General features: G+C 73.3%; 20 protein-coding genes. 8 read left to right on the forward strand and 12 right to left on the reverse strand.

Annotation, left to right across the window (positions count from 1 at the left end):
• Window positions 1-77: 77 nt before the first annotated feature.
• On the reverse strand, window positions 78-2,897 hold the full coding sequence (locus ISP_RS24745) for a type 2 lanthipeptide synthetase LanM family protein (protein ID WP_013226577.1): 2,820 nt from the start codon (window positions 2,895-2,897) through the stop codon (window positions 78-80).
• 82 nt (window positions 2,898-2,979) lie between these two features.
• Window positions 2,980-3,174: a DUF6229 family protein gene (locus tag ISP_RS24750; RefSeq protein ID WP_230468333.1), complete on the reverse strand. Its 195-nt coding sequence runs from the start codon at window positions 3,172-3,174 to the stop codon at window positions 2,980-2,982.
• Window positions 3,175-3,540: 366 nt separating this feature from the next.
• Here ISP_RS24750 and ISP_RS24755 point away from each other — a divergent pair, with 366 nt between their 5' ends.
• Complete coding sequence (locus tag ISP_RS24755) at window positions 3,541-4,362, forward strand: AfsR/SARP family transcriptional regulator (protein ID WP_013226579.1); 822 nt, start codon at window positions 3,541-3,543, stop codon at window positions 4,360-4,362.
• A 32-nt stretch (window positions 4,363-4,394) separates the two neighbouring features.
• Here the strand turns inward: ISP_RS24755 and purF are convergent, their stop codons facing one another.
• Window positions 4,395-5,762, reverse strand: a complete 1,368-nt coding sequence (gene purF / locus ISP_RS24760; RefSeq protein ID WP_230468334.1) for an amidophosphoribosyltransferase — start codon at window positions 5,760-5,762, stop codon at window positions 4,395-4,397.
• Window positions 5,763-6,113: 351 nt separating this feature from the next.
• Here purF and ISP_RS24765 point away from each other — a divergent pair, with 351 nt between their 5' ends.
• The 7 genes from ISP_RS24765 to ISP_RS24795 are packed head-to-tail and all read left to right on the forward strand — an operon-like array spanning window position 6,114 to window position 13,436.
• Window positions 6,114-6,620 (forward strand): cobalamin B12-binding domain-containing protein, encoded by a 507-nt coding sequence (locus tag ISP_RS24765; protein WP_013226581.1) that lies wholly within the window; start codon window positions 6,114-6,116, stop codon window positions 6,618-6,620.
• Window positions 6,617-7,912 (forward strand): methylaspartate mutase, encoded by a 1,296-nt coding sequence (locus ISP_RS24770; RefSeq protein ID WP_013226582.1) that lies wholly within the window; start codon window positions 6,617-6,619, stop codon window positions 7,910-7,912. The genes ISP_RS24765 and ISP_RS24770 overlap by 4 nt, the downstream gene beginning before the upstream one ends.
• A gap of 24 nt (window positions 7,913-7,936) precedes the next feature.
• Complete coding sequence (locus ISP_RS24775; protein WP_013226583.1) at window positions 7,937-8,947, forward strand: asparagine synthetase A; 1,011 nt, start codon at window positions 7,937-7,939, stop codon at window positions 8,945-8,947.
• Window positions 8,944-10,236 (forward strand): glutamate synthase-related protein, encoded by a 1,293-nt coding sequence (locus ISP_RS24780; RefSeq protein ID WP_013226584.1) that lies wholly within the window; start codon window positions 8,944-8,946, stop codon window positions 10,234-10,236. Before ISP_RS24775 ends, ISP_RS24780 begins: the two co-directional genes overlap by 4 nt.
• A complete protein-coding gene (locus tag ISP_RS24785; RefSeq protein WP_014467155.1) occupies window positions 10,221-11,858 on the forward strand; it encodes an amino acid adenylation domain-containing protein in 1,638 nt (545 codons plus the stop codon). The genes ISP_RS24780 and ISP_RS24785 overlap by 16 nt, the downstream gene beginning before the upstream one ends.
• Window positions 11,859-11,907: 49 nt before the next feature.
• Window positions 11,908-12,291: a nuclear transport factor 2 family protein gene (locus ISP_RS24790; protein ID WP_013226586.1), complete on the forward strand. Its 384-nt coding sequence runs from the start codon at window positions 11,908-11,910 to the stop codon at window positions 12,289-12,291.
• 38 nt (window positions 12,292-12,329) lie between these two features.
• Complete coding sequence (locus tag ISP_RS24795) at window positions 12,330-13,436, forward strand: branched-chain amino acid aminotransferase (protein ID WP_013226587.1); 1,107 nt, start codon at window positions 12,330-12,332, stop codon at window positions 13,434-13,436.
• Window positions 13,437-13,484: 48 nt separating this feature from the next.
• Here ISP_RS24795 and ISP_RS24800 read toward each other — a convergent pair whose 3' ends face one another.
• The 9 genes from ISP_RS24800 to ISP_RS24840 all read right to left on the reverse strand — a co-directional run bounded on the left by ISP_RS24800 (window position 13,485) and on the right by ISP_RS24840 (window position 23,139).
• A complete protein-coding gene (locus ISP_RS24800) occupies window positions 13,485-14,591 on the reverse strand; it encodes an HAD-IIIC family phosphatase (RefSeq protein WP_014467157.1) in 1,107 nt (368 codons plus the stop codon).
• Complete coding sequence (locus tag ISP_RS24805; RefSeq protein ID WP_013226589.1) at window positions 14,588-15,715, reverse strand: acyl-CoA dehydrogenase family protein; 1,128 nt, start codon at window positions 15,713-15,715, stop codon at window positions 14,588-14,590. The genes ISP_RS24800 and ISP_RS24805 overlap by 4 nt, the downstream gene beginning before the upstream one ends.
• Window positions 15,716-15,838: 123 nt before the next feature.
• Window positions 15,839-17,065, reverse strand: a complete 1,227-nt coding sequence (locus ISP_RS24810; RefSeq protein WP_013226590.1) for a helix-turn-helix domain-containing protein — start codon at window positions 17,063-17,065, stop codon at window positions 15,839-15,841.
• A gap of 49 nt (window positions 17,066-17,114) precedes the next feature.
• Window positions 17,115-18,176 carry a GntG family PLP-dependent aldolase gene (locus ISP_RS24815; RefSeq protein WP_013226591.1) on the reverse strand — a complete coding sequence of 354 codons (1,062 nt, stop codon included), beginning with the start codon at window positions 18,174-18,176 and terminating at the stop codon, window positions 17,115-17,117.
• Between the two features lie 63 nt (window positions 18,177-18,239).
• On the reverse strand, window positions 18,240-19,511 hold the full coding sequence (locus ISP_RS24820; RefSeq protein WP_013226592.1) for an ATP-grasp domain-containing protein: 1,272 nt from the start codon (window positions 19,509-19,511) through the stop codon (window positions 18,240-18,242).
• The gene (locus ISP_RS24825; RefSeq protein ID WP_013226593.1) at window positions 19,508-21,049 is read right to left on the reverse strand and encodes an argininosuccinate lyase; all 1,542 of its coding nucleotides are present in this window, start codon (window positions 21,047-21,049) and stop codon (window positions 19,508-19,510) included. The genes ISP_RS24820 and ISP_RS24825 overlap by 4 nt, the downstream gene beginning before the upstream one ends.
• Window positions 21,046-22,095, reverse strand: a complete 1,050-nt coding sequence (locus tag ISP_RS24830; protein WP_013226594.1) for a PLP-dependent cysteine synthase family protein — start codon at window positions 22,093-22,095, stop codon at window positions 21,046-21,048. The genes ISP_RS24825 and ISP_RS24830 overlap by 4 nt, the downstream gene beginning before the upstream one ends.
• Window positions 22,095-22,874 (reverse strand): thioesterase II family protein, encoded by a 780-nt coding sequence (locus ISP_RS24835; protein WP_013226595.1) that lies wholly within the window; start codon window positions 22,872-22,874, stop codon window positions 22,095-22,097. Before ISP_RS24835 ends, ISP_RS24830 begins: the two co-directional genes overlap by 1 nt.
• Before the next feature lie 4 nt (window positions 22,875-22,878).
• Window positions 22,879-23,139, reverse strand: a complete 261-nt coding sequence (locus ISP_RS24840; RefSeq protein WP_013226596.1) for an acyl carrier protein — start codon at window positions 23,137-23,139, stop codon at window positions 22,879-22,881.
• Between the last annotated feature and the right edge of the window lie 13 nt (window positions 23,140-23,152).

A 23,152-nucleotide genomic window follows, 5' to 3' on the forward strand; every position in this document is an offset into this window, starting at 1 on the left:
CCAGCTCGACCTTGGACCGTCCACGACCCGCCATCACCGCATCCTACAATTAGATAGCGGATTTCAGGCGCAGGACACTAGTCCAGCAGGAGCGGGGACGGCAGGCGCTGCTCGGGATGCATGCGGAGCAGCCCGTGTACCACTCCGGCCAACCCGGACATCAGGCTCGGGGAAAACGCCTCGCGGGCCAGACCGCCGACCGGGCCGCGCTGCTCCAGGCCGGTCAGGAGCTCGGCGTCGATCTCGTCGCGGTCCGGGCCGTCCCAGGACGGTTCGGCCTGGCGGATCGCGTCGAGCATCTCCCACATGCCCATGTCTCCGTGGCAGAGCGTGTGGCTCCAGCCGAAGCCTTCGGCGGCGCTCGCGCGGGCGGCACGGCCCGCCATCTCCAGCCACCGCTGCTCGCCGGTGCGGCGGTGCAGGTCCAGCGCCGCCAGCCCGATGCCGGCGCTGCCGTGGCACCAGCTGGTGAAGAAGTCCTCTTCACTGCCGATGCGGGCGTCGAACCAGTTGCCCTCCTCCGGCCGGTACAGCCATTCCTGGTACGCGAACGCGCGCTCCGCCAGCTCCCGCCAGGTGGCGCGTTCCGCCGCCGTGCCGGCGTCGCTGAGGGCGAGCCGCATCAGCGTCCAGCCGATGCCGGTGGCGCCATGGGCGAAGCCGCCGATGCCCTCGGGGTTGAGCCGGGTCGGCCAGCGTGCCCCGTAGTCCTCGTGCACGGCCAGCTCCACCAGGCGGTTCCCGACCGCCGCGGCCACCGGCAGCCACTCCGGCCGGCCCGTTGCGGCGAGGCCGAGCAGCGGCACCGCGGCGCCCGCGACGCCGTTGAGCAGGTCCACCTCGCGGTCCTCGGCGATCATGCGGCCGTCGGAGAACAGCCCGGCCCGCTCGGCCGCCCGCTCCGGCAGCCAGTCCCAGCCCAGCACGCGGTGCAGCGCGAGCCACGTCCACACCTGCGACGCCGCACCGCTGAACGCCCCGGCCGACGGCGTCTCGGTCAGCTCCTCGACGCTCCTCAGCACCTTCAGCGCCCCGTCGAAGCATTCCTGCACCCCGGCGACCTCGTCGGCGCGGCCGGCGCGCACCTCGGCCAGGTATTCGGCCAGCGTGAGCACCACCCCGCCCTGGCCGGTGTACAGGTCGGCGGGCAGGACGCGGATCGACCAGCCCGCCGGGGTGAACACCGGGCTGATCCACGTGACCGTGCCGTCCGCGCCGCGCACCCCGCCGTCGCACAGCTGCCGGACCAGCCGCGCGGCCAAGGCCCGCCGCCGGCGGTCCCGGTCCCGGCAGTGCGGCTCGTGCGCCGGGTACTGGCGGCGCGATGGCAGGGTGCGTTCGTTGAGGTAGGCGCCGACGAGGGCGTCCTGGATGATCGACTCCTCGAACGGCAGGTCCGCCCCGCGCCAGTCGGCCACCGACGCCGCGACCGCCGCGTCGTCAACGGTGAAGCTGAACAACGGGACGTCCCCGGCCAGCAGGTCGGCGATCTCGGCGTCGATGGTCGGCCGGTCCTGGGGCGCGCCGTGCAGGACCTGGGCGTTGCGGAGCAGGATGTCCCGCCCGCGTTCGATCGCGGCCGCTTCGTCGTGCAGGGACGCCGGGTGCCACAGCATCCGGCCGATGTCGACGTAGGCCTGCGTCGGCCGCAGGATCCGGCGGGCCTCCACGCCGTGGAAGTGCCGGAGCAGGTGGTGCACGTCGCCGCCGGGACGGGTGTCGAGGCGGCGCAGGTGCGCGGTCATCTCCTGGAACCCTTCGAGCACGCGGTCCCAGTGGGCGTGCAGCACCGGCTTCGGGCTGGGGTGGTTGCCCGCCGCCGGCACGTCGACGAGGTCGACCTCGAGGCGCGCGGCGGCCGTGCCCGCGTCGGCGATCACCGGCGCCGGGATGCGGGGCTGCTGCCCGGGCAGCGCGCCGATTCCGGAAATGTCCACCCCGCCCAGCGCGTATCCCGTGCCGCGCACCGGGAGCAGGCCGGTGCGCAGGACCGTTCGGCGGATCGACGCGGTCGCGACGTCCACGGCGTCGCCCTGCCCGCTGGCCGGGAACTCCGCAGGCGCGTCGAACAACGTCTCGGCGTCCACGACGACCGGCACCGGCCCCGCCGCGATCATGTTCTCCGCGTGCATGTCGGTGCCGCCGCACAACCGCAGGACGGCCAGCCAGTGTCCGATGTTGCGGTAGAAGACGCCCAGCTCCCGCTCGTCGGCGCAGTAGCGCGGCTCGACGTAGTCGGCCCACCCGTAGCCGTCACGCAGCAGCACCCGCGGCACCCGGATCCGCTCGGCGGGCCCCGGCGCGCCGGGGAACTGTGCGTAGACGTCCCGGATCAGCGCCGCGAGCGCCACGTCGATCGCCGAATTCCGCGGCTTGTACATGATGGTCCCGGCCCCGACGTCGACCCGGCTGACGGTCAGGCCGCCCCGGTGCGTGTCACCCCGCCCGAACACGACCGCCCTCAGCGGTCCGCGCAGCGCCTCGTCGAAGGCCGGGCGGTCGGCGGCCAGCCGGGCGGCGAAGCCGGCGACGGCGGCCACGGACGACCGCGCCACCCGCTCGACCCGCCGCGGCAGCACCGGGTAGCGCCCTTCGATGCTCGTCAGGTAGCCCTCGCGCGTCGCTTCTTCGAGGTAGTCCGCCCAGATTTCGGCGTCTCCGGCGGCGCCGGCGGTCAGCCGCCGCGCGTGCAGCTCGATGAGGAACACCCGGGACAGCTTCGCGTGCAAGGACTGGACCAACGCCTCGCTCCCGGCCGCCAGGACCAGGGCGCGCTCGTCCGGGGCCAGGCCGGGAACCGCGTCGAGCTCGGCCGCCAGCGTGGTCCGCCACGGCCGGGTGAGCCGTTCCACGGGGCCGCCGAACGGGAGGGTTTCGTTGTCCACTGAATCGAGCATGCCGTCCTCCGCCTGATCCGATCCGAGTGCGCCCGCGCACTCCCCGAAGGGAATGGCGGGCGCGTACCGAAAATCGACCTCGTCAGCAGCACCAGCTGCCGTGGGAGCCGGTCGGGCTCGAACAGAACGCGTACAGCATGTCGGTCGGGTCGACCAACGCGGCCTCGGCGGCGTTCCCGCCGACGTACAGCGGGCCGGCCGGGTTCGCCAGGCCGTGTACCGATTCCGAACCCGACAGCCAGCCTTCCAGCACGGCCGTGGAATCCACAGTTTGCATGGCATCCTCCAGTTCGACGAAGCACCTGAACACTTCGAGCGTAGTGTATGCATTTACGCGTCGATGCTTCGACGGCCATTCGGACGCAAATTCGACGACCCGCCGAATTCGGCGAAGATCGTTTTATGTCCGATTTCCGAAAATCGGCTCGTCAAACCGCGGTGCTCATTCATGGACCCCCGTTCCTTCGTTCGCCGCGCCGCCGACAAACCGCCGGCCGTCCGATGGCGGCGCACGAGGCACCCGCGGAGAGACCCGTGAGAGCGCCGTGAGAGCGGTGTGTGAGGACCGGCGCCTACGTTCTGGTCTCGGCCGGCCGTGGCAGCTCACGGCCGCTCGCTGGGGCATCGACGAGGGGGACACACCATGCTCGATCACCGACTGGCGCCGCCCGCGGAACGCACCGACCAGCCCGTGATCTCGATACTCGGCCCACTGGAGCTGACCGGTCCGCGCGGACCGATCCGGCTCACCGCGCGCCGGCAGCAGATCCTGGTCGGAGCCCTGGTCTGGCAGGCCAACCGCGTGGTGTCGATCGACTCGCTGATCGACGTCATGTGGGGAACCGAGTCGCCGTCCACGGCGCGCAGCCAGGTGCACATCAGCGTGTCCGGCGTGCGCAAACGCCTCGCCAGATCCGGCCTGCACCGGCTGATCGACACCGAGCCGCCGGGCTACCTCGCCCGGGTCGGGCCCGGCAAGCTCGACGCGCACCGGTTCGACGAACTGGCCGAACTGGGACGCACCGCGCTGGCCGCGGGCAGGCTGAGCGACGCCGACCAGTACTACGCCGCGGCGCTGCGGTTGTGGCGCGGCGATCCGTTCTCCGGACTGCGCAACGAGCACATCGAATCGATCGCCGCCCGGCTGTGCGAACGGCGGATCACCCTGAGCGAGAACCACTTCGACGTGCGGATCATGCTCGGCCGGTCGGCGGACATCATCAGCGAAGTGGTGCCGCTCGTCGCGAAGTACCCGTTCCGCGAACGCCTCCGCGCCCAGCTGATGATCGCGTTGTCCCGCAGCGGCCGCACCATGGAGGCGCTGCGGGTCTACCAGGAGACGCGGCAGCTGTTCGTCAGCGAACTGGGCGTGGAACCGGGCCCCGTCCTGCGCGACCTGGAGCAGGAGATCCTCACCGGTACCGCGGCGCGGACCGCTCAGGACCGCTTCTCGGCGACGCGGTGATGACCCGCCGGGAGCGCCGGCCGGCGCGATCATCATTCCTCGGGATATTCGCCGGTGAAACACGCCGCGCAGAAACCCGTCGTTCCGTGGGCCTGTTCGAGCATCACCTCCGCGGGCAGATAGCCGAGCGAGTCCGCGTTCACCAGATCCGCGATCTGCTCCGCGCTGCGCCGGTCTGCGACCAGCTCGTCCGAGGTTCCGATATCGACGCCGAAGAAACACGGCCAGCGCACCGATGGCGATGCCACCCGCACGTGCACCTCGGCCGCGCCGGCCTTTCGCAGGATCGCGACGACGTGCTTGATGGAATTGGCCCGCACGACGGAGTCGTCCACCACGACCACCCGGCGTCCGGCGACCGCCGAGGCGATCGGGCTGAGCTTCGCACGCACCGCCCGCCGGCGGAGGCCCGGCGACGGCTGGATGAAGCTCCGGTTGACGTAGGGGCTGCGGAACAGGCCCTCGCCGTACGGGATGCCGCTCCCCTCCGCGTAACCGAGCGCGGCGATCCGGGCCGTGTCGGGCACCGGGATCACCAGATCGGCGTCGGCCGGCGCGCAGCGGGCGAGCGCGACGCCGAGTGCCCGGCGCACGTCGAAGACGGACCGGCCGCCGATCGTCGAGTCCGGCCGGGCGATGTACACGTGCTCGAAGACGCACAAGGCCGGCTTGGCCGACCCGAACCGTCGCGAGTGGACCCCGTGTTCGCCGACCTCGACGATCTCACCCGGTGCCACGTCCCGCAGCGCGGTCGCGCCGAGGTTGTCCAGCGCCACCGTCTCCGAGGCCACCGCCCAGCCACCACCCGCGAGACGGCCGATGCTGAGCGGGCGGAAACCGCGCGGGTCGCGCGCGGCGAACAGGGCCCCCGCAGAGACCCCGACGAAGCAGTAGGCACCGCCGGTGCGCGGCAGGATCCGCGCCAGCGCGTCGCCAAGGCTGCCCGGCTCGTCCTTCAGCAGTGCCGCGAGCCGGCGGGTGTCCGACTGCGCGTGGCGGCGCTCCACGGCCGGTCCGCCGACCGCACCGACCTCGACGGGAACGGGCAGCATGGTCAGGTTTCCGTTGTGCGCCAAGGCGAAGTCCGCACCGGCGGCCGTGCGGGCCGCGAACGGCTGCGCATTGTCCAAAGAGGACTCGGCGGAGGTGGAGTAGCGGACGTGTCCGATGCCGACGTGCCCGGACAGGTGCCGGGTCGCCGCGGCGGGCAGCGCCTCGGTGACGAGCCCCATCCCCCGGTGCGTCGCGATGCCGGAGGAGTCCCCGACCGAAAGGCCCGCGGACTCCTGGCCTCGGTGCTGCAGGGCGAACAGGGCGTCGGTGAGCATGTCCGCGATCTGGGCGCCGCGCGCCCAGATGCCCACGACACCGCATTCTTCGCCAGCGTCTCCATCGATCATGTGCGCTCCTGCATGAGGGGTCAGGCACGACGGCCTGTTCAGTACGGGGTGTTTCCGACCGGTTTCTCCTGCAGGTGTTCACCGCGGTGTCGTCAGCATGCTGGACGGCCCTATCGGCGAGCTATTGTTCGGCGATCCGGACGGCGCGCACGGGAATCGGTGAGCAAACTGCCGCTATTTTGCCGGTCGAGGTGCCGATCGGCGTGGCGTGGGGCGACTACCCTTCGCCGAAGAATATTCCTCGCACAACGGGACGGGCCGGGTACGGACGATTTCGAATTCGGCCGGGACCGTCGTTCGAAGATGTCCCCGGATCGTCGTCAGCATCGAATAGTGGAAAGGGAGCCCCGGATGCGGAGTACAGCCGCGCCGATCGGTGGTACCCGCGCCGAACGTGCCGACCGGGCCGCCGGACGGCTCCCGGCGCCGGGCGGCCCGGCGAAACTCGACGTCGTGGTGACCACCGTGGCGTCCGACTCGCACACCTGGAACCTCGTCTACGTCCAGCTCCTGCTCGAGGAGCTCGGCCACCGGGTGACCAACCTCGGTGCGTGCGTGCCGGACGACCTGCTGATCGCCGAGTGCCTGCGGCGGCGCCCCGACCTGGTCGTGGTGAGCAGCTTGAACGGGCACGGGTTCACCGACGGCCTCCGGCTGATCCGCAGGCTCCGGGCCGAGCGCGAGCTGGGCGCCGTCCCCGCGGTCATCGGCGGGAAGCTCGGCATCGCCGGGCCGGCCGCCCACGACCGCGGCGACCTCCTGCGCGCGGCCGGGTTCGACCTGGTCGTCGACGACGGCGCCGGGACGGCCGCCTTCCGGTCCTTCGTCGGGCGGCTGACGGCCGGCGTGCGGCCGTGAGCACCGGACGGTCGACGTCGCCGTGGTTCGGCGGCTTCGTCGCCGACATGCACGACGCCGGGCAGCTCGTCGTGCAGCCGCGCATGGGGGTCAGCGATCCGGGCGCGATGCGCGCCGGGCTGCTGGCCACCCGCGACGCCGCGGCGACCACGGTCGGCACGATCACCCTGGACAGCTACACCAGGACCGGTGCCCACGCCGCCGCCCGCGCGGCGCTCGCCTCGGGCGGGGACCTCAACGGCTATCCGATCCTGGCCCACGAACCGGCCACCACCCGCGCGATGCTCGACGGCGTGGCGGGCCCCGGCTTCCCGGTCCAGGTCCGGCACGGCTCCGCCGTCCCCGACGACATCGTGCGCACCCTGATCGGCGTCGGGCTGCACGCGACCGAAGGCGGGCCGATCTCCTACTGCCTGCCCTACGGCCGGGTGCCCGTGCAGACCTCGGTGCGCAACTGGGTGCGCAGCTGCGAACGGCTCGCCGCCCTCCGCGCCGACGGCGTCGAGCCGCACCTCGAGAGCTTCGGCGGCTGCCTGCTCGGCATGCTCTGCCCGCCGAGCCTGCTGGTCGCGGTCAGCGTGCTGGAGGGGCTGTTCTTCCGCCAGAACGGGCTGCGCAGCATCTCGCTCAGCTACGCCCAGCAGAGCAACGCCGACCAGGACCGCGAGGCGATCCTCGCGCTGCGCCGGCTGGCCGCCGAGCTGATGCCCGACCTCGACTGGCACATCGTGCTCTACACCTACATGGGCATGTACCCCCGCAGTTCGGCCGGTGGCACCCGATTGCTGCGGGAAGCCGCCGGGCTGGCGGTCCGGACGGGCGCGGCCCGGCTGGTGGTGAAGACGCTCGCCGAGGCACACCGGATTCCCACCGTCGCCGAGAACGTCCGGGCCCTGGAGGTCGCCGCGGCCGCCGCGCGACAGTGCGCGCCGGTCACGAGCGGGTCGGTGGCGGACAGCGGCATCTACCGCGAGGCGCGGGAACTGGTCGGCGCGGTGACCGGGTTGAGCGACGACCTCGGCCGCGCACTCGCCGACGCGTTCCGGCTCGGTTACCTCGACGTCCCGTACTGCCTGCACCCGGACAACGCCGGGCGCTCCCGCAGCTACCTGGACCAGGACGGGCGGCTGCGCTGGTCGCAGACCGGCTCGATGCCGGTGCGGGCGGAGACCCGGCCGGTGCGCGGCACCGAGCAGACCGCCGCCGGCCTGCTCGCCTCGCTGTCCTTCGTCCAACGCAGGTTCGACGACGCGGGACCGGATCCGGGCGCCGTCAGCACCGCCGCCCGCTAGCGAGCACCACCAAGGGAGCCAAGGATGACCAGCAACCGCCGCACCGCGGCCGCGGAACCCGCCACGCCGAGGAGCCCACGCGAGCACCTGTCGTCCCCGGTCACCCGCTCGGTGCTCCGGATCCAGCACCGGATGCTGACCGCGGTGCGCGAGTTCCTGTCCGCACGGGGCTTCACCGAGCTGCTGCTGCCGATCATCGGGCCGGTCACCGATCCGGGCGCGCGCGGCGCCAAGCAGGTCGACATCGACTTCTACGGTCACCGCTACAAGCTGATGACCAGCGCCATCCTGTACAAGCAGGCCGCGCTCACCACCTTCGACAAGATCTTCTGCATCGCGCCCAACGTGCGGCTCGAACCCGTGGAGACCGCCTCCACCGACCGGCACCTCGTCGAGTTCCACCAGATCGACGTCGAGGTGGCGGACGCGAGCCGGGATCAGATCACCCGGCTGGTCGAGGAGCTCGTCCGGACGGTCATCCGGGACGTGACCGCCGCGCTGCCCGACGACTTCGACCGGCTCGGCCGCGACACCGGCGCCTTCGCCGGCCTGCTCACCGGCTCGTTCGATCGGCGCACCCACACCGCCGCGGTCGCCGATCTGCGCGACCTCGGGCACGACCAGAACCCGGACGGCGAACTCGACTGGGCCGGCGAGGCCCTGCTGTCGCGCAAGGCGAGCAAGCCCTTCTTCGTCACCGACTACCCCAAGGGCTCGCGGGGTTTCTACGACCGGGAGAGCCCGGAGCACCCCGGCCGGCTGCGCAACTTCGACCTGATCGCCCCGGAAGGGTACGGCGAGCTGTGCAGCGGCAGCGAGCGCGAGCACGACTACGCCACGATCGTCACCCGGATGCGGGAGACCGGGGAGAACCCGGCCAAGTACGCCTGGTACCTGCGGATGGTGCGGGACGGCATCCCGCCGAGCGCCGGCTTCGGCATCGGGCTCGAACGGCTCACGAGATACCTGGCCGGCCTCGCCTCGGTCCGGGAAGCCAGCGCCTTTCCCAAGGTGGCGGGGACGGTGTCGCCGTGAGCGGCCTGCGAGCACCGGGCTTTCCCGAGGAACCCATCCGCGACCGGGCCCGGTCCGGTGCCGCCGAAGCCTTCCCGGACGTCGCCTCCTACGGGCGGGTGCTCTTCGGCGCGGACCCGGCCGACGACCTCCGCACCCCCGACCTGATCGACGTCCTGCAGCTCGTCCCGCCGGTGTTCGTGCCACAGCGGCTCGAGAAGCTCATCGAGCTGGGCCGGGAGCCGGTGTACCGGGATGTCGGGCTGGAGACCGCCGTCGGTGGGTTCACCTCGCCGCTGCCGCTGTATCTCTCCGCGCTCGGGTCGACCAAAGCGGCCAGCCTCGACCTCGGCGTCGCCGCGAGCCGCCAGGCCGGCCGGCTGGGCATCCCGATGGTGATCGGCGAGAACATGGTGCCCGTCAAGGGGTACGGCCGGCTCGAGGAGGACGCCGGGCAGTCACTGCTCGGCCGGATCCGGGCCTACGCCGCAGAGCTGCCGGACGGGTCCGGCGGACTGGTCGTCCAGCAGAGCACCGAGGACGCCGACGCCGAGGTGTGGAACCTGGTCTACAGCGATCCGAACGTCCGGCCCCTGCTCGAGTCCGGCCGGCTGGCGTTCGAGCTGAAGATCGGCCAGGGCGCGAAGCCGGGCCTCGGCGGGATGACCGTGCTCGAAGGCGACGCCGCGGACCGGCTGGCCGGCGTGTTCGCCACCGACCCGCTCTTCGGCTGCGACGGCACGGTGCTGCGCAGCAGCAGTCCCGGCACGTTCACCGTCGAGATCCTGCGCCAGCAGATCAGGCTGATGCGCAACAACTACCCCCGGGCGCGGGTGTGGGTGAAGCTGCCCCCGGCACGGGACGTCCGGGATGCGGCGAGGTGCGCGTGGGACGCCGGAGCCGACGCGGTCACCGTCGACGGCGCCGAAGCGGGCACCGGCTGGGCACCCACGTCCTTCCTGCGCCACGTCGGGCTGCCACTGGCCGAATGCCTGCGCCGGATCGGCCCGCACGCAGCCTGCCTGCTGGTGTCCGGCCGGATGTGGGAGGGCGTCCGGGTGGCCAAGTGCCTGGCGCTCGGCGCGAACGCGGTCGGGCTCGGCCGGGCCGCGCTGATCGCGGTCGACGAGGACCCCGAAGACGGGCTCGTGCGGCTGGTCCGGTGCCTGGCACTGGAGCTGCGGCTGGTGACCAGCGCCCTCGGCAAGTACCACACCGCCGACGTGAACCTCGACGACATCTGGTCGCCGGAGCCGTCCGCGGTCCCGGTCGCCGAGCCGGCCGCGGACCTGCCGTGGACCGTGTCGTGACCCCGGCCACCGATGCCACGACACCCCCGTCGAACCCGCCCGAGGAGCGGCGACGGAGCGCGGGCGAGCGGACCGGCACCGGACGGCCCTACCCGGCGACCACCGTCTGCGGCCTGTTCGCGGGGCGGGCCGCCATGCAGCCGGGCGCGACCGCGTTGATCTTCCAGGATCAGCGGATCACCTACGGCGAGCTGGACGCGCGCGCGAACCGGCTGGCCAACCACCTCGTGGCGCGGCTGCCCTGCGCCGGCGAGCTGGTCGGCATCTGCCTGGAGCGCAGCCCCGAGCTGGTCGTGGCGCTGCTGGCGGTGCTGAAGGCCGACGGTGCCTACACCATGCTGGACCCGGACTTCCCCGCCCGGCGCCTGAGCCAGGTGCTGACCGCCGCCGGCAGCACGCTGGTGATCACCAGCAGCGCGCTGACCGGGCTGGTGCGCGGGACCGGCGCCCGGCTGCTCGTGCTGGACCGGCAGGCGGCCGCGATCGCCGCCGGCGCGCCCGTGGAGCCGCGGGCCGCGGCCGACGGCGAGGACCTGGCCTGCGTGATGTTCACCTCCGGCTCGACCGGCCGGCCCAAGGGCGTGGCCTCGCCGCACCGGGCGATCGTCGCCACCCTGGCCAACCAGACCTATGTGGACTTCTCGGACCGGGAAGTGGTGCTGCAGTGCTCGCCGGTCTCCTGGGACGCCTTCGCCCTCGAGCTCTTCGGTGCGCTGCTGTTCGGGGGGACGTGCGTGCTGCAGCCGGGCCGTCGCCCGGATCCCCCGGCGATCAACGAGCTGGTCCGGGCGCACCGGGTGAGCACCCTGCACCTTTCGGCCAGCCTGCTCAACTTCATGCTGGACGCCTACCCCGGCACGTTCACCGGGGTGCGGCAGCTGATGACCGGTGGCGAGCCGGCGTCACTGGCGCACGTGGCCAAGGCGTTGCGCGAGTACCCCGGCATCCGGCTGGTCAACGGCTACTCCCCGGTCGAGAACATGATCTTCACGCTCTGCCACACCGTCACCGCGGACGACCTGGCCGCGACGTCGATCCCCGTCGGCAAGCCGATCGCCCACAAGGGCATCCGCGTCCTGGACCACCGGCTGGACCCGGTGCCCGACGGCGTGACCGCCGAGCTGTACATGACCGGCGCCGGCCTGGCCCACGGCTACCTGAACGAGCCCGGCCTGACCGCACAACGGTTCTTGCCCGATCCCTTCGGCGCCCCCGGCGACCGGATGTACCGGACCGGCGACCTGGTGCGCAGGCGGCCCGACGGGGTCGTGGAGTTCCTCGGCCGGGCCGACGACCAGGTCAAGATCCGCGGCTTCCGGATCGAGCCGGGCGAGGTGGAGACGGCCATCGGCAGGCACCCGGCGGTGCGCCGGGCCGCGGTGATCGCCCGGGAGGACCGGCCGGGCGACAAACGGCTGGTCGCCTACGTCGTGCCGGTGGAGGGCGCCAAGTTCACCACCGGGGAGCTGCGGCGGTACCTCCTCGCCTCGCTGCCCGATCACCTGGTGCCCGCCGCGATCGTCGCGATGGAGACGCTGCCGCTCACCGCGAACGGGAAGCTCGACCGCGCGGCGCTGCCCGCGCCCGTCCGCCCCGCCCGGCCGCGCCGTCCGCGGACCTGACATTCCTCGAACCAGCTGCCTGTCAACCGATTCCGCCAAGGAGGCAAACGTGTCCCCGAGCGAGGCACCGACCCGGCAAGCCGCCGCGATCGCCATGGCCCGGCACTTCTACGACTGCGTGGACAGCACGGACGTGGCCGGCGCGGCCGGGCTGTTCGCCGCGGACGCCCGTTACCACCGTCCCGGCTACGAACCCTTCGCCGGCCCGGAGGGGATCACCAGGTTCTACACCCACGACCGGGTGATCCGATCGGGCAGGCACGTCCTGACCACGGTGGTCGCCGTCGGCGACGACGTCGCGGTGCGCGGCGAGTTCCACGGCGTCGGCCACGACGGGAGCCCGGTCGACCTGCGGTTCGCCGACTTCTTCGAGGTCGGCCCGGACAACCTGTTCACCCGGCGCGAAACCTTCTTCTTCGCCCCACTGACGTGACCTCGACCCTGCCGACCACGAACCGGGGAGCACCCACCATGGCACGAGTACTCGACGAACGGGCCGCCGTGTCCGCGCCGGCCGACCGGCCCGGTCACGGCGCCGCGTTCACCGGCCACATGTACACCATGAGCTGGACGGCCGGGCGCGGTTGGCACGCCCCAGGGCTGCGGCGGCTGGCGAACCTCTCCGTCCACCCCGGCACCCTCGGGTTGCACTACGGCCAGGTGATCTTCGAAGGCCTCAAGGCGTTCCGCCACCCCGGCGGCGGCATGGCGATGTTCCGGCCACGGCTCAACGCCCTGCGGTTCCAGCGTTCGGCGCGCCGCCTCGCGATGCCCGAGCTGCCGGCCGCGGACTTCCTGCTGGCGCTGGAGGAAGTCGTGGCCGCGGATCACGCCGCGCTGTCGGACGATCCCGAACACAGCCTCTACCTGCGTCCGCTCATGTACGGCAGCGAGGCGAACCTGATGCTGCGCCCGTCCGAGGAGTACGAGTTCCTGGTGCTCGCCTTCGTCGCAGGCGGCTTCTTCGGCGACACGGTGGCGCCCGTCTCGGTGTTCGTCAGTCACGATCACAGCCGCGCGTTGCCCGGCGGCACCGGCGATGTCAAGTGCGCCGCGAACTACGGGCCGTCCTTCGTGGCGCAACGGGCCGCCGCCGACGCCGGCTGCCAGCAGGTGGTGTGGCTGGACTCGGTGGAACACCGCTGGGTCGAGGAAATGGGCGGGATGAACCTGTTCTTCGTCCGCGGCACCGGCTCGTCGGCCGAAGTGATCACCTCCCCGCTGACCGGCACGCTGCTGCCCGGGGTCACCCGGGATTCGCTGCTGGTGCTGGCCGCCCGGCACGGCTACCGGGTGACCGAGGAGCGGATCTCGGTGGACCAGTGGCGGACCGAGTGCGCCGCCGGCCTCATCACCGAGACGTTCGCCTGCGGCACGGCGGCGGTGGTCACTCCCGTCGGCCGGGTGGTGGACCAGGGCCGGAGTTCCTGGACGGTGGGCGACGGCACGATGGGGCCGGTGACCGCCCACCTGCGGACCGCGCTCACCGACGTCCAGCGCGGCCGGTCGGCCGATCCGGACGGCTGGCTGCACCTCGTCCCGTCCGCCGCCCACCGCACGTACTCCGGGGGCAGCTGAGCGGGTGCCGGCCCGGCGCACCCGCGTCGGGCCGGCACCCCCGCCCGCTCAGAGAAGCGCGCTCGCCGTCCACACGGTGACGCCGGTGCCCTCGACGGCCAGCTCCGGCGCGCTCACCCGCAGCACGGTGGGCGGCTCCTGCGCGAGGGCCACCAGGTGCATCCGCCGCACCTCGGCCGCCGCCACCGGCAGATCCGCGACGCACTCGCACGGCTGCTCGGTGAAGCCGGCGAACCGGTAGGCCACCGCCATCATCCGGTTGCGGTCGGTCGGGACGAAGTCGGCCACCAGGTGAACGCGGGCCTTGGCCGCCTCGCCGGTGAGCCAGCGCAGCAGGACCGAACCGATGCCGTACGGGATGACCCGGCACGAGGTGGTGAGCAGCTTGAGGTTCCACACCGAAGAGTGCTTGGCCAGCAACACGACGGCGACCGCACCGTGCGGGCCGAACCGGTCGGTCAGGGTGGCCACGAGCACCTCGTGCGCGTCGTCGTCCAGCAGGTCGCGCAGGGCCGCTTCGGAGTAGGGCACGCCGGTGGCGTTCATCTGGCTGGTCCGCAGCGTGAGCTCCTCGACCCTGGCCAGGTCCGGTTCCGTCGCGCGGCGCACCCGCAGGTCCAGCTCGAGCGTGCGGAGGAAGTCGTCCTGACCGCCGGCGAAGTTCTCCCGCTCGGTGCGCCGCAGGACCTCCCCCTGGTACCTCGCCCGCCGGTGCCGCGAGTCCTCGGTCACGATGGCCGGGCTGAACTCGGGCAAGGTGGTCAGCGTGCTCGCCGCCTCGGCCGGGTAGCACCGCACTCCCGGCAGGGCACGGGACACCTCGAACCGCTCGGCCGGCCGGTCGTCGATGAACGCGATCGTCCGGTGGTCGAACCCGAGCCGGTCGGCGATCGCCCGCACCGCGTGGGACTTCGCCCCCCAGCCGATCTGCGGCAGGATCAGGAACTCCGCGAGACCGAGCTCCTCGAGCCGGGCCCAGGCGTGGTCGTGCTCGTTGCGGCTGGCCACCGACTGGAGGATGCCGCGGCGGTCCAGCTCGGTGACCACCGCGCGGATCGCCTCCGGCACGGCCACCGCGGGGTCCTCCAGGAGGGTCCCGCGCCACAGCGTGTCATCGAGGTCCCAGACGAGGCACTTCACGGTCCCACCGCTCATGTCCACACCGCCAGCGCTTGTTCGGCGAGCAGCAGCCGGCAGATCTCGGTGCTGCCCTCGATGATTTCCATCAGCTTGGCGTCGCGGTAGGCCCTGGCCACCACTTCGCCGTCGACGGCGCCCGCGGAGCCGAGCACCTGAACCGCCGACGCGGCCCCGGCGGCCGCGGCGCCGGCCGCGAACTGCTTCGCGGTCACCACGGCGGCGGCGAGTTCCGGAGCGCCGAGGTCCCAGCACCGGCTCGCGTGCTCGCACAGCCTCGTGGCGGCCTGCTCCGCGACCAGCAGGTCGGCCAGGTGCGCGGCGACGAGCTGGTGCCGCGCCAGCGGCTTGCCGAACTGCTGCCGGGTGTTCGCGTGGTGGCTCGCCGCGCGCAGGCACGCGCGCAGGATCCCGACGCACCCCCACGCCACGGAAAGCCGGCCGTGGGTGAGCACCGAGCCGGTCAGCCAGGTCAACGGGAGCCCCGCGCCGGCCAGTACCGCGTCGGCCGGCACCCGCACATCGTCCAGGCGTACGTGGGCGTGCCCGGCCGCGCGGCACCCCAACGGAGCCTCGAGCGGCGCGATCGTGACCCCCTCGGCCGAGGAAGGCACCAGGACCACCGCGGCACCCTCACCGTGGCGGACGAACACGAGCAGGACGTCGGCGTAGGCCGATCCGGTGACCCATGCCTTGGCGCCGGACACGGTCGCCGTGTCGCCGGCGACGTCGACGCGGGTGGTCATGGCGGCCAGGTCGCTGCCGGCGTCCGGTTCGCTGAACGCCACCGCGGCCAGCGTGCCGGTGGCCAGCCGGGGCAGGTGCTCGGCCCGCTGCGCGCGGCTGCCGAAGCGGCGCAGCGTCCAGGCCGCCATCCCCTGCGAGGTCATCAGGCTGCGCAGCGACGAGCACAGGCTGCCGGCGTGCGCGGTCAGCTCGCCGGCAGCCTGTGCCGACATGCCCGGTCCGCCGAATTCCCCAGGGACGTCGGGGCACAGGAGCCCCGCCCGCGCGATCCGGCGGACCAGGGCGACCGGCAGCCGGCCGGCCCGGTCCCAGCCCGCCGCGCGATCGCCGACGAGGTCGGTGAGCACCGCCGACGCGGACGCTACGGAAACCGGCGTGGTCGTGGTGCCGGTCATCGGCGGACGAGTTCGCGCCACGCACAGGTCATCGAGATCAACCACCATCGTGTCGAAGGTCGGGAGTCAGCATAGAAGTCCTTGCTATTGCTCGACTATCACGGTTTCCGGGTGAACACGCGGCTACACGGACAACGGCTCGGGACGACCGGCCACACAGGACCGGACGAGGTTCAGCACCTCGAACTCCGTCCCACCGGGACGGTCATCGCCGCGCACCAGCCCACGCAGCACCAGGTTGTGCACCACAGCGGTCGTTTCGGCCGGTTCGCCGCCGGTCAGCGCCGACACCTCCTCGACCGACCACGCCGACCGCAGCGGCAGCAGCCGGACCAGCAACTGCCGCTCCCGGACACCGAGGGCGGCCAGGCTCCGGTAGAGGGCCGCGGTCAGTCCGGGGATCTCCATCCCCGTCGCCGCCGGGCGGGGCAGGGCGATCGGATCCTGCGCGAGCTGAGCGCACACCTGGTGTGGCGACCACAGCGCGCACCAGATCCCCGCCACCTCCACCGCCCGCGGGTGCCCGTCACACCGGCGGCAGATCTCCGCGATCGCCCGCACGTTGCCGTCGCCGAGCCGGAACGCCGGGTTGAGCGCCCGGATGTGGCGCAGCAGCAGCCGGACCGACGGCGACCGGCCCACGGCCAGCAGGTCGCCGGAGCGCGCCGCCTCGGGCACCGGCAGCGGCGTCAACGGCGCCACCCGCTCCTCCCCCTGGTTCAGCGGTGCGTCGGAGGTCACCAGCACCCGCAGGCGTGGGCAGCGGCGGAGCAGCTCGAGGATCGGCAGGTCCGGTGCAGGCACCGCGATCCCGTCCAAGACCAGCAGGACGTCCCGGTCACCGGCCAGCTCCGCCGTCCGCAGCAACTCGGGTCCGGGCAACGGGCCGCGGTCGCACCGCTTCCACAGCACGCGCAGCCCGGACTCGGCCACGTGGCCGGCCACCTCGATGGCCAGCCGGGTCTTGCCGACCCCGGCGATCCCGGTCACCGTCACCACCCGGTGCCGGTCCACCAGCACCAGGTCGGCCAGCACCCGCACCTCTTGCTCCCGGCCGAGCAGGGCGTTCATCGCGGCCGGCGGATCAGTGCAGTGCAGTTCGGCTGCCAGTGCCCGGACGGCGGCGTCGCCGGCGTTGGCGGCCGCCTCGAACGCCGCTCGCCGGCTTCCCCGCAGCTCCAGGCCGTCGGCGAGCAGCCGCACGGTGTTCGGCCGCGGCCGCTGGGCCCGGCCCTGCTCGAGATCGCGGATCGCCCGCACGCTCAGCGTGGACAGATCCGCGAGCTGGAGCTGGGTCAGCGCGGAGAGCCTCCGGTGCGCACGCAGCAACCGGCCGAAGTCCTCGGTCACGAAGACTCCCCCCGCACTCCGGGACGCCGGAACGCTCCGCGGGTTCCCCTCACGACGCCGCCCTCCGGTGCGCCCGCACGATTGCGGCGACCACCGACACCGCCCGCGCCACGTCGCCGGCCTCGACCCCCCGGTGCGTCACCGCGCGCAGCGTGCCGCGGCCGAGTTCGGCGAGCCGGACTCCGTCCCGCGCCGCGAGGGCGATCAGGCCCTGGTGCGTGATCCCCGGGCCGGCCACGCGGAACCGGACCATGTTCGTCCGCACCACCACCCGGTCCACCTCGATCCCCGGGATGCCGGCCAGACCGTCGGCGAGCAACCGGGCGTGCTCGTGGTCCTCCTCCAGCCGGTCCACCATGGTGTCCAGCGCGACGATCCCGGCCGCCGCGATCACGCCCGCCTGACGCATGCCGCCGCCGAGCATCTTGCGCACCCGGCGAACCCGGCCGATCAGCTCGGCCGAGCCGGTGACCACCGAACCGACCGGCGCGGACAAGCCCTTCGACAGGCAGAACTGCACCGAGCCGGCGCCCGCGGCGAGCTCGGCCACGCCGACCCGCAACGCCACGGCGGCGTTGAAGATCCGCGCACCGTCCACGTGCAGGACGAGGTCGTGGCGCCGGGCGAACGCCCGGACCGGCGCCAAGTCGGCGGGACCGAGCGGCACCCCGCCCGCCCGGTTGGCGGTGTTCTCCACGCACACCACCGCCGGAAGGGAGAACTGCGGGTCGTCGGGGTCCTCCGGCAGTGCGCGCTCCAGCGCCGCACCGCACAGCAGCCCACGGTCATCGGTCGCGACGGGCTCGAGGGCGACTCCGCCGCACACCGACACCCCGTGTGCCTCGTAGACCTGGATGTCGGAGTCCTGTCCGGTGAGCACCCGGCTCCCGCGCGGAGCGTGCGCCATGAGCGTGGCGAGGTTGGCCATCGTCCCGCTCGGCATCAGGCAGGCCGCGGTCATGCCGAGCACGCCCGCCGCTTTCTCCTCGAGCGCGCGGACGGTGGGGTCCTCGCCGTAGACGTCGTCGCCGAGGGGTGCCCGGGCCATCGCCCTCAGCATCGCCTCGGTCGGCAGGGTGAACGTGTCGCTGCGCAGCTCGACGATCCGCATGGTCCCTCCTCCGTCCGTTGTGGACTTTCTCCGTTGTGGACCCTGTCTGTTGTGGACACCGCGTCACCGTGCCGTGGCGCCGGCCCGCTCGTCCGCGTAGCCGATCCGGATCTCCGCGAGCGCGCGGTCGGCGAGGGCCGCAGCCGCCTCCGAGCCCGGCGCGACCGCCATCACATGCCCCTGCCGGTCGGCGAAGGAGTGCTCGAACCCGATGACCGCGCCGGGCTGCAGCGGGCAGTACGCCTCGACGATCCCGGGCAGGGCCCTGGCCTGCGCCAGCCCGGTCACGCCGGCCACCAGGCCCGGACGCTGGGGCACCAGGAAGCGGATCGAGGCGAACCGGCCGGCGAGCGGGGAGCCCGGCACGGGCAGGGCGGCGGCGCCCGCGACCACCTCGTCGACCAGGTCCCGCCCGGTCGCGTGCCGGACCAGTCGCGGGATCAGGCCGCCGGCCAGGCGGGGATTGATCTCGATGACGGTCGGCTCGCCACCCGGTGGGACCCGCAGCTCGACGTGCGCGGGTCCCACCGAATGGCCGACCGCCTGGACGGCTCGTACGGCCACCTCGTGCAGCGCCACGGCCTCGCCGGCCGGCAGCGGCGCCGGGTGGTCGTGACCGGTCTCCACGAAGTACGGCGCCTGGCCGACGTGCTTGCGGGTCACGCCGGCCGGCTTGCCGTCGAGGATCTCCACCGAGAACTCCGGGCCGGCCACTTCGCGCTCCACGAGCACCCGGGCGACGGGAAACCGGCGCCCGTCCGTCAGCAGCCGGTCGGCCCACCAGCGCGCCGCACCCGGGTTGGCGCACCGGCGCACGCCCGCCGAACCGGAGCCGGACACGGGCTTGACCACCACCGGTCCACCCAGCCGGTGGGCCGCCCGCTCCGCGGCAGCCGCGGTATCGCAGGCGACGAAGTCCGGAACCGGTACGCCTGCAGCACGCAGGCACCACCGCTGCGCCGCCTTGTCCCGGCACCGTTCGATGGCCGCGGGATCCTGCGCCGGCAGGCCGAGCCGGGCGGCGACCCGCGCGGCGGCCGGGACGAAGAACTCGCTGCTGCTGAGGATTCCGGCCGGTCCGGGCGGGGCCAGCGCCCGGCAGACCGCCTCGACCTCGGACAGGTCGCCGGTGTCCACCACCCGGAGCGGGAGGCCGAGCTCGCCGGCGTAGGGGTAGCGGCGCGGATCGCGGGCGAGCAGCACCGGCCGCAGCCCGCGGCGCACGGCTGCCTCGGCGAAGTCCCGGCCGGTGCCGGTGGTGTTGCTCTCCACCAGCACGAGCCACGGCCTGCCCGCTCCGTCCGAAGTGGACGTTTCGATCGCCGGCTCGCTCACGGGCGGCCTCCGTTCCCCGGGCGCCGGGCCTCGGCCCGCCCGTCGATCAGGGCGGTGACCGCCCGCGCCCGCCGCCGCCGGGCCGTCCGGCGCCGCCGCTCTTCGGCCGTCAGCTGCCGCACCTGGACCCGCCACCGGCGGGCCAGCCGGGTGTGGGCGAGCGCGAACGACCGGGCTCCCGGCCCGCCGCCGAAGTCCGTCGCCCGGACCACCTCGGCCGGATCGAGGTCGGCGGCCCCGAGCCGCACCTCGGTGCCGAGCGCAGCGCCGAGGCGAGCGGCCAGCTCGCCGGGCGGCACCGCGGCGAACGAGGTGACGCCTTCGGCGATCAGCTCGGTCACCAGCCGCCCGGTCGCCGTGTGCGCCGAGCGGAAGGGAACACCCTGGGCCACCAACCGGTTCGCGATCGCGGTCGCCACCGTGTACCCGTGGTGCGCCCCGGCGAGCATGCGCTCCGGCCGCGGCCGGGCGCCGGCCAGCACCGAGATCGACAACTGCACTTGGTCCCCCAACGTATCCAGCGCCGCCCAGCCGGGCGCCACCCCCTCGGTGCTCACCTCGACCGAATTGCCGAACGGGGTGTTCTTCGTCGTGGCCACCGCCGCGGTCCACGCCCCGATCAGCGCGCCCGAGGCGCCCTTGATGACCTCGAGCAGGAAGGGGTTGCGCTTCTGCGGCATGGCCGAGCTGATGCCGACCAGGTGGTCCGGGAACTCGACGAGGTCGAACTCCGGGGTGCTCCACAGCTGCAGGTCGGTGGCCAGCCGGGAGAGCGTCAGCCCGGCCAGCACGGCGGCGGAGAGGATCCGGAGCATGGTGTCCCGCGAGGCGATCGCGTACCCGGCGTGGCGGACCGGCTCGGTGAACCCGAGCAGATCCGCGGTACGGGCCGGGTCGAGCCGCACGTCGGTGCCCGCGCCGCCGGCCGCGCCGAGCGGGCACTCCCGCAGCCCCTCGCCGGCCCGCACGAGGCCGTCGATGTCGTGGTCGAGCGCCTCGGCGATGCCGAGCAGGTACCAGCCGTAGCTCCCCGGCACCGATGGCTGGAACTGGCTGTAGACGGGCATCACGGTGACCCGGTGCCGCCGGGCCCGGCCGAGCGTCACGGCCTGCAGGCGCAGCAGTTCCCGGACGAGGCCGGCGAGCACGGCACGCAGGCGCAGCTTGTGGACGGTCGCCTTCAGATCGTTGCGGGACCGGCCGGTGTGCAGCACGCCACCGATCTCGCGGCCGAGCCGCTCGATCAGGTGGCTCTCGTAGAGCAGGTACAGGCCCCGCGGCGCGCGCCGGCCACGCAGCTCGGCGAAATCGTCGGCGCGCAGGAACTGGATCTCCCTCAGCAGCTCGGCCGCCGCGGCCGGCCCGATCAGCTCCCGCTCCGCGAGCATGACGACGTGCGCCTGGTCGACCGCGGTGATGCGGTCCAGTTCCGCCGCCATCGCGGGACCGGTGTCCGCACCGAACACGATGCCGGCCGCGCGGGCGCAGAGCGTCGACGCCGACCGGCCGTCGCGCAGGGCACCGAGCTCGGCGGTCACCGGGCGACCTCGGCGAGCGCCACGGCGTCGCCCACTTCGGCCAGCGAACGGCGTCGCCACGCGAACCGGCACCACCCGTCGGCCGCGTCCCGCGGGGCGGCCACCTCGAGCGGGCCGTCGACCCGGCGGCCGAGCTGCAGCCCGTTGGCCGCCAGCCACCCGTCGTCGTAGACGGTGTCGTGGTAGCGGTGCCCCTCGTCCGGCAGCACGACGACGGTCAGCGCGTCCGGCCGCCGCCGGGCCCACCAGGAACCGACCAGGTAGGCCGCGCCCGCGGTGGGTCCCATGAACAGCGCGTGGCGGCGGTGCAGCTCCCGGGTCGCGGCGTAGGCGGCGGCCGCGCCGAGCCAGTGCACCTCGTCGAACTGCGTGTGGTCGAGGTTGGCCGGCATCAGGCTGTTGCCGAGACCGCGCAGCTCCCGGGGCCCGTCGTCCTGACCGAACAGCACGCTGTGGTTCGTGTCGATGCCGATCGACACCAGATCGGAGCTGCCCTGGCGCAGGTACCGCGTGGTCCCGCACATCGAGCCGCCGGAGCCGACCGGGCCGACCAGGCAGTCGACCTGGCCGAGGGCGTCGGAGAGCAGGTCGGCGACCATCGCGTAGGCGGCGGGGTTCGCCGGGTTGGAGTACTGCTCGGGGCAGAACGTGGCACCGATCCGCTCGCGGATCTCGGCGACCCGGCGCAGCCGGGTCGTCTGGAAGCCGCCGTGCGCGGCCCGCTCCCGGACGATGTCGACCGTCGCGCCGAGGTCCGTCAGCTGCCGGTGCAGCCGGGCGTCGATCACCGGGTCGCCCACCAGGACCAGCGGCTGGGCGTGCAGCGCGCACTGCATGGCCAGCGCCAACCCGAACGTGCCCGAGGTGGTCTCGACCACCGTGGTGCCCGGGTCCAGCAGGCCGCCCGCCCGCGCCTGGCGGAGGATGTGCCGAGCCGGCACCATCTTCATCAGCCGGTAGGCGAGCGCGTAGAGGTTGCCGCTCAGCCGGACCAGGGTCGGGATCCGCTGGGCCTCGACCACATCGGCGTACGTGCCGGTGCTCATCAGGACGACCCGGCCGCAACGGGCCGCGGCTTCGGTGGATCGGCCAGCGCGGCGCGCAGTGCCGCGTGCACCGCGGGGACGTCCTCGAAGAGGTAGCCGTGGCCGCCCGCCAGCAGCCGCATCCGGAATCCCGCGCTGGTCCGGTCCGACCACGCGGCCAGTTCACCCGCACCGGCCTCCGGGTCGTCCGCCCCGCCGAAGGCGCTGAGCGGAACGGGCAGCGGCGTTCGCGCGGTGTCCTGATAGGACTGGCACAGGGCCAGATCGGCCCGCAGCACCGGCAGCACCAGGTCCATCAGCTCCGGCAGGTCGAGGACTTCCCGCGGTGTCCCGGCCCGGTCGGCCAGGTAGTCGCGCAGGTCGTCGCCGGACATCTCGGCGGCCGGCCGGTCCCACCGGCGCCGGGCGGCGAGCTGGGGCGCGCGGTGCGCGGAGACGATCAGGTGTTCGGGCGGCCGTCCGGCCGCGCACAGCCGGTGCGTCAGGTCGTGGGCGAGGATCGCGCCCATGCTGTGCCCGAACACCGCGAACCGATCGCCCGCCCGGTCGAGCACCGGCGCCACCAGCCGGTCGGCCAGCTCCGCGGCGGAACCGGCCGGCCGCTCGTGGAGCCGGTTCTCCCGGCCGGGCAACTGCACCGGCACCACTTCGACGTCCGGCCCGAACGCGCCGATCCAGGTGCGGTACCCGGACGCCCCGCCACCGGCGGGGGGCAGGCAGAACAGCCGCAGCGGCCGAGGCGGCGCGGCCGGCGGGTAGGGAAACCACGGTGTGGTCATGCTGCTACGCCTTCGCGGCGAGGTCGGCGCCGGCGAGCCGGCTCGTCACGTACCGGTCGATCCGCGCGATCGAGGCGAAGTTGCCGATGTTGAGGTCGTCGCCCACCACCTCGACGTCGAACGTGGTCTCCACGAACATGACGATCTGCACGGCGAACAGCGAGGTCAGGTGTCCGGAGGCGAAGAGGTCGTCCTCGTCGGCGGGCTCGAAGCCGTTGAGGTGCCGCGCGACGAAACTCTTGATCGTGGCCAGCTGGCTATCCATGTCACTGCTCCGG

The organism is Amycolatopsis mediterranei (assembly GCF_026017845.1).
Lineage (GTDB): Bacteria > Actinomycetota > Actinomycetes > Mycobacteriales > Pseudonocardiaceae > Amycolatopsis > Amycolatopsis mediterranei.

Bases quoted from the DNA above. Each gene is read 5' to 3' on its own strand.
- ISP_RS24745 (WP_013226577.1), bottom strand. From the start codon at position 2,897: ATGCTCGATTCAGTGGACAACGAAACCCTCCCGTTCGGCGGCCCCGTG.
- ISP_RS24750 (WP_230468333.1), bottom strand. From the start codon at position 3,174: ATGCAAACTGTGGATTCCACGGCCGTGCTGGAAGGCTGGCTGTCGGGT.
- ISP_RS24755 (WP_013226579.1), top strand. From the start codon at position 3,541: ATGCTCGATCACCGACTGGCGCCGCCCGCGGAACGCACCGACCAGCCC.
- purF (WP_230468334.1), bottom strand. From the start codon at position 5,762: ATGATCGATGGAGACGCTGGCGAAGAATGCGGTGTCGTGGGCATCTGG.
- ISP_RS24765 (WP_013226581.1), top strand. From the start codon at position 6,114: ATGCGGAGTACAGCCGCGCCGATCGGTGGTACCCGCGCCGAACGTGCC.
- ISP_RS24775 (WP_013226583.1), top strand. From the start codon at position 7,937: ATGACCAGCAACCGCCGCACCGCGGCCGCGGAACCCGCCACGCCGAGG.
- ISP_RS24795 (WP_013226587.1), top strand. From the start codon at position 12,330: ATGGCACGAGTACTCGACGAACGGGCCGCCGTGTCCGCGCCGGCCGAC.
- ISP_RS24800 (WP_014467157.1), bottom strand. From the start codon at position 14,591: ATGAGCGGTGGGACCGTGAAGTGCCTCGTCTGGGACCTCGATGACACG.
- ISP_RS24805 (WP_013226589.1), bottom strand. From the start codon at position 15,715: ATGACCGGCACCACGACCACGCCGGTTTCCGTAGCGTCCGCGTCGGCG.
- ISP_RS24815 (WP_013226591.1), bottom strand. From the start codon at position 18,176: ATGCGGATCGTCGAGCTGCGCAGCGACACGTTCACCCTGCCGACCGAG.
- ISP_RS24830 (WP_013226594.1), bottom strand. From the start codon at position 22,095: ATGAGCACCGGCACGTACGCCGATGTGGTCGAGGCCCAGCGGATCCCG.
- ISP_RS24835 (WP_013226595.1), bottom strand. From the start codon at position 22,874: ATGACCACACCGTGGTTTCCCTACCCGCCGGCCGCGCCGCCTCGGCCG.
- ISP_RS24840 (WP_013226596.1), bottom strand. From the start codon at position 23,139: ATGGATAGCCAGCTGGCCACGATCAAGAGTTTCGTCGCGCGGCACCTC.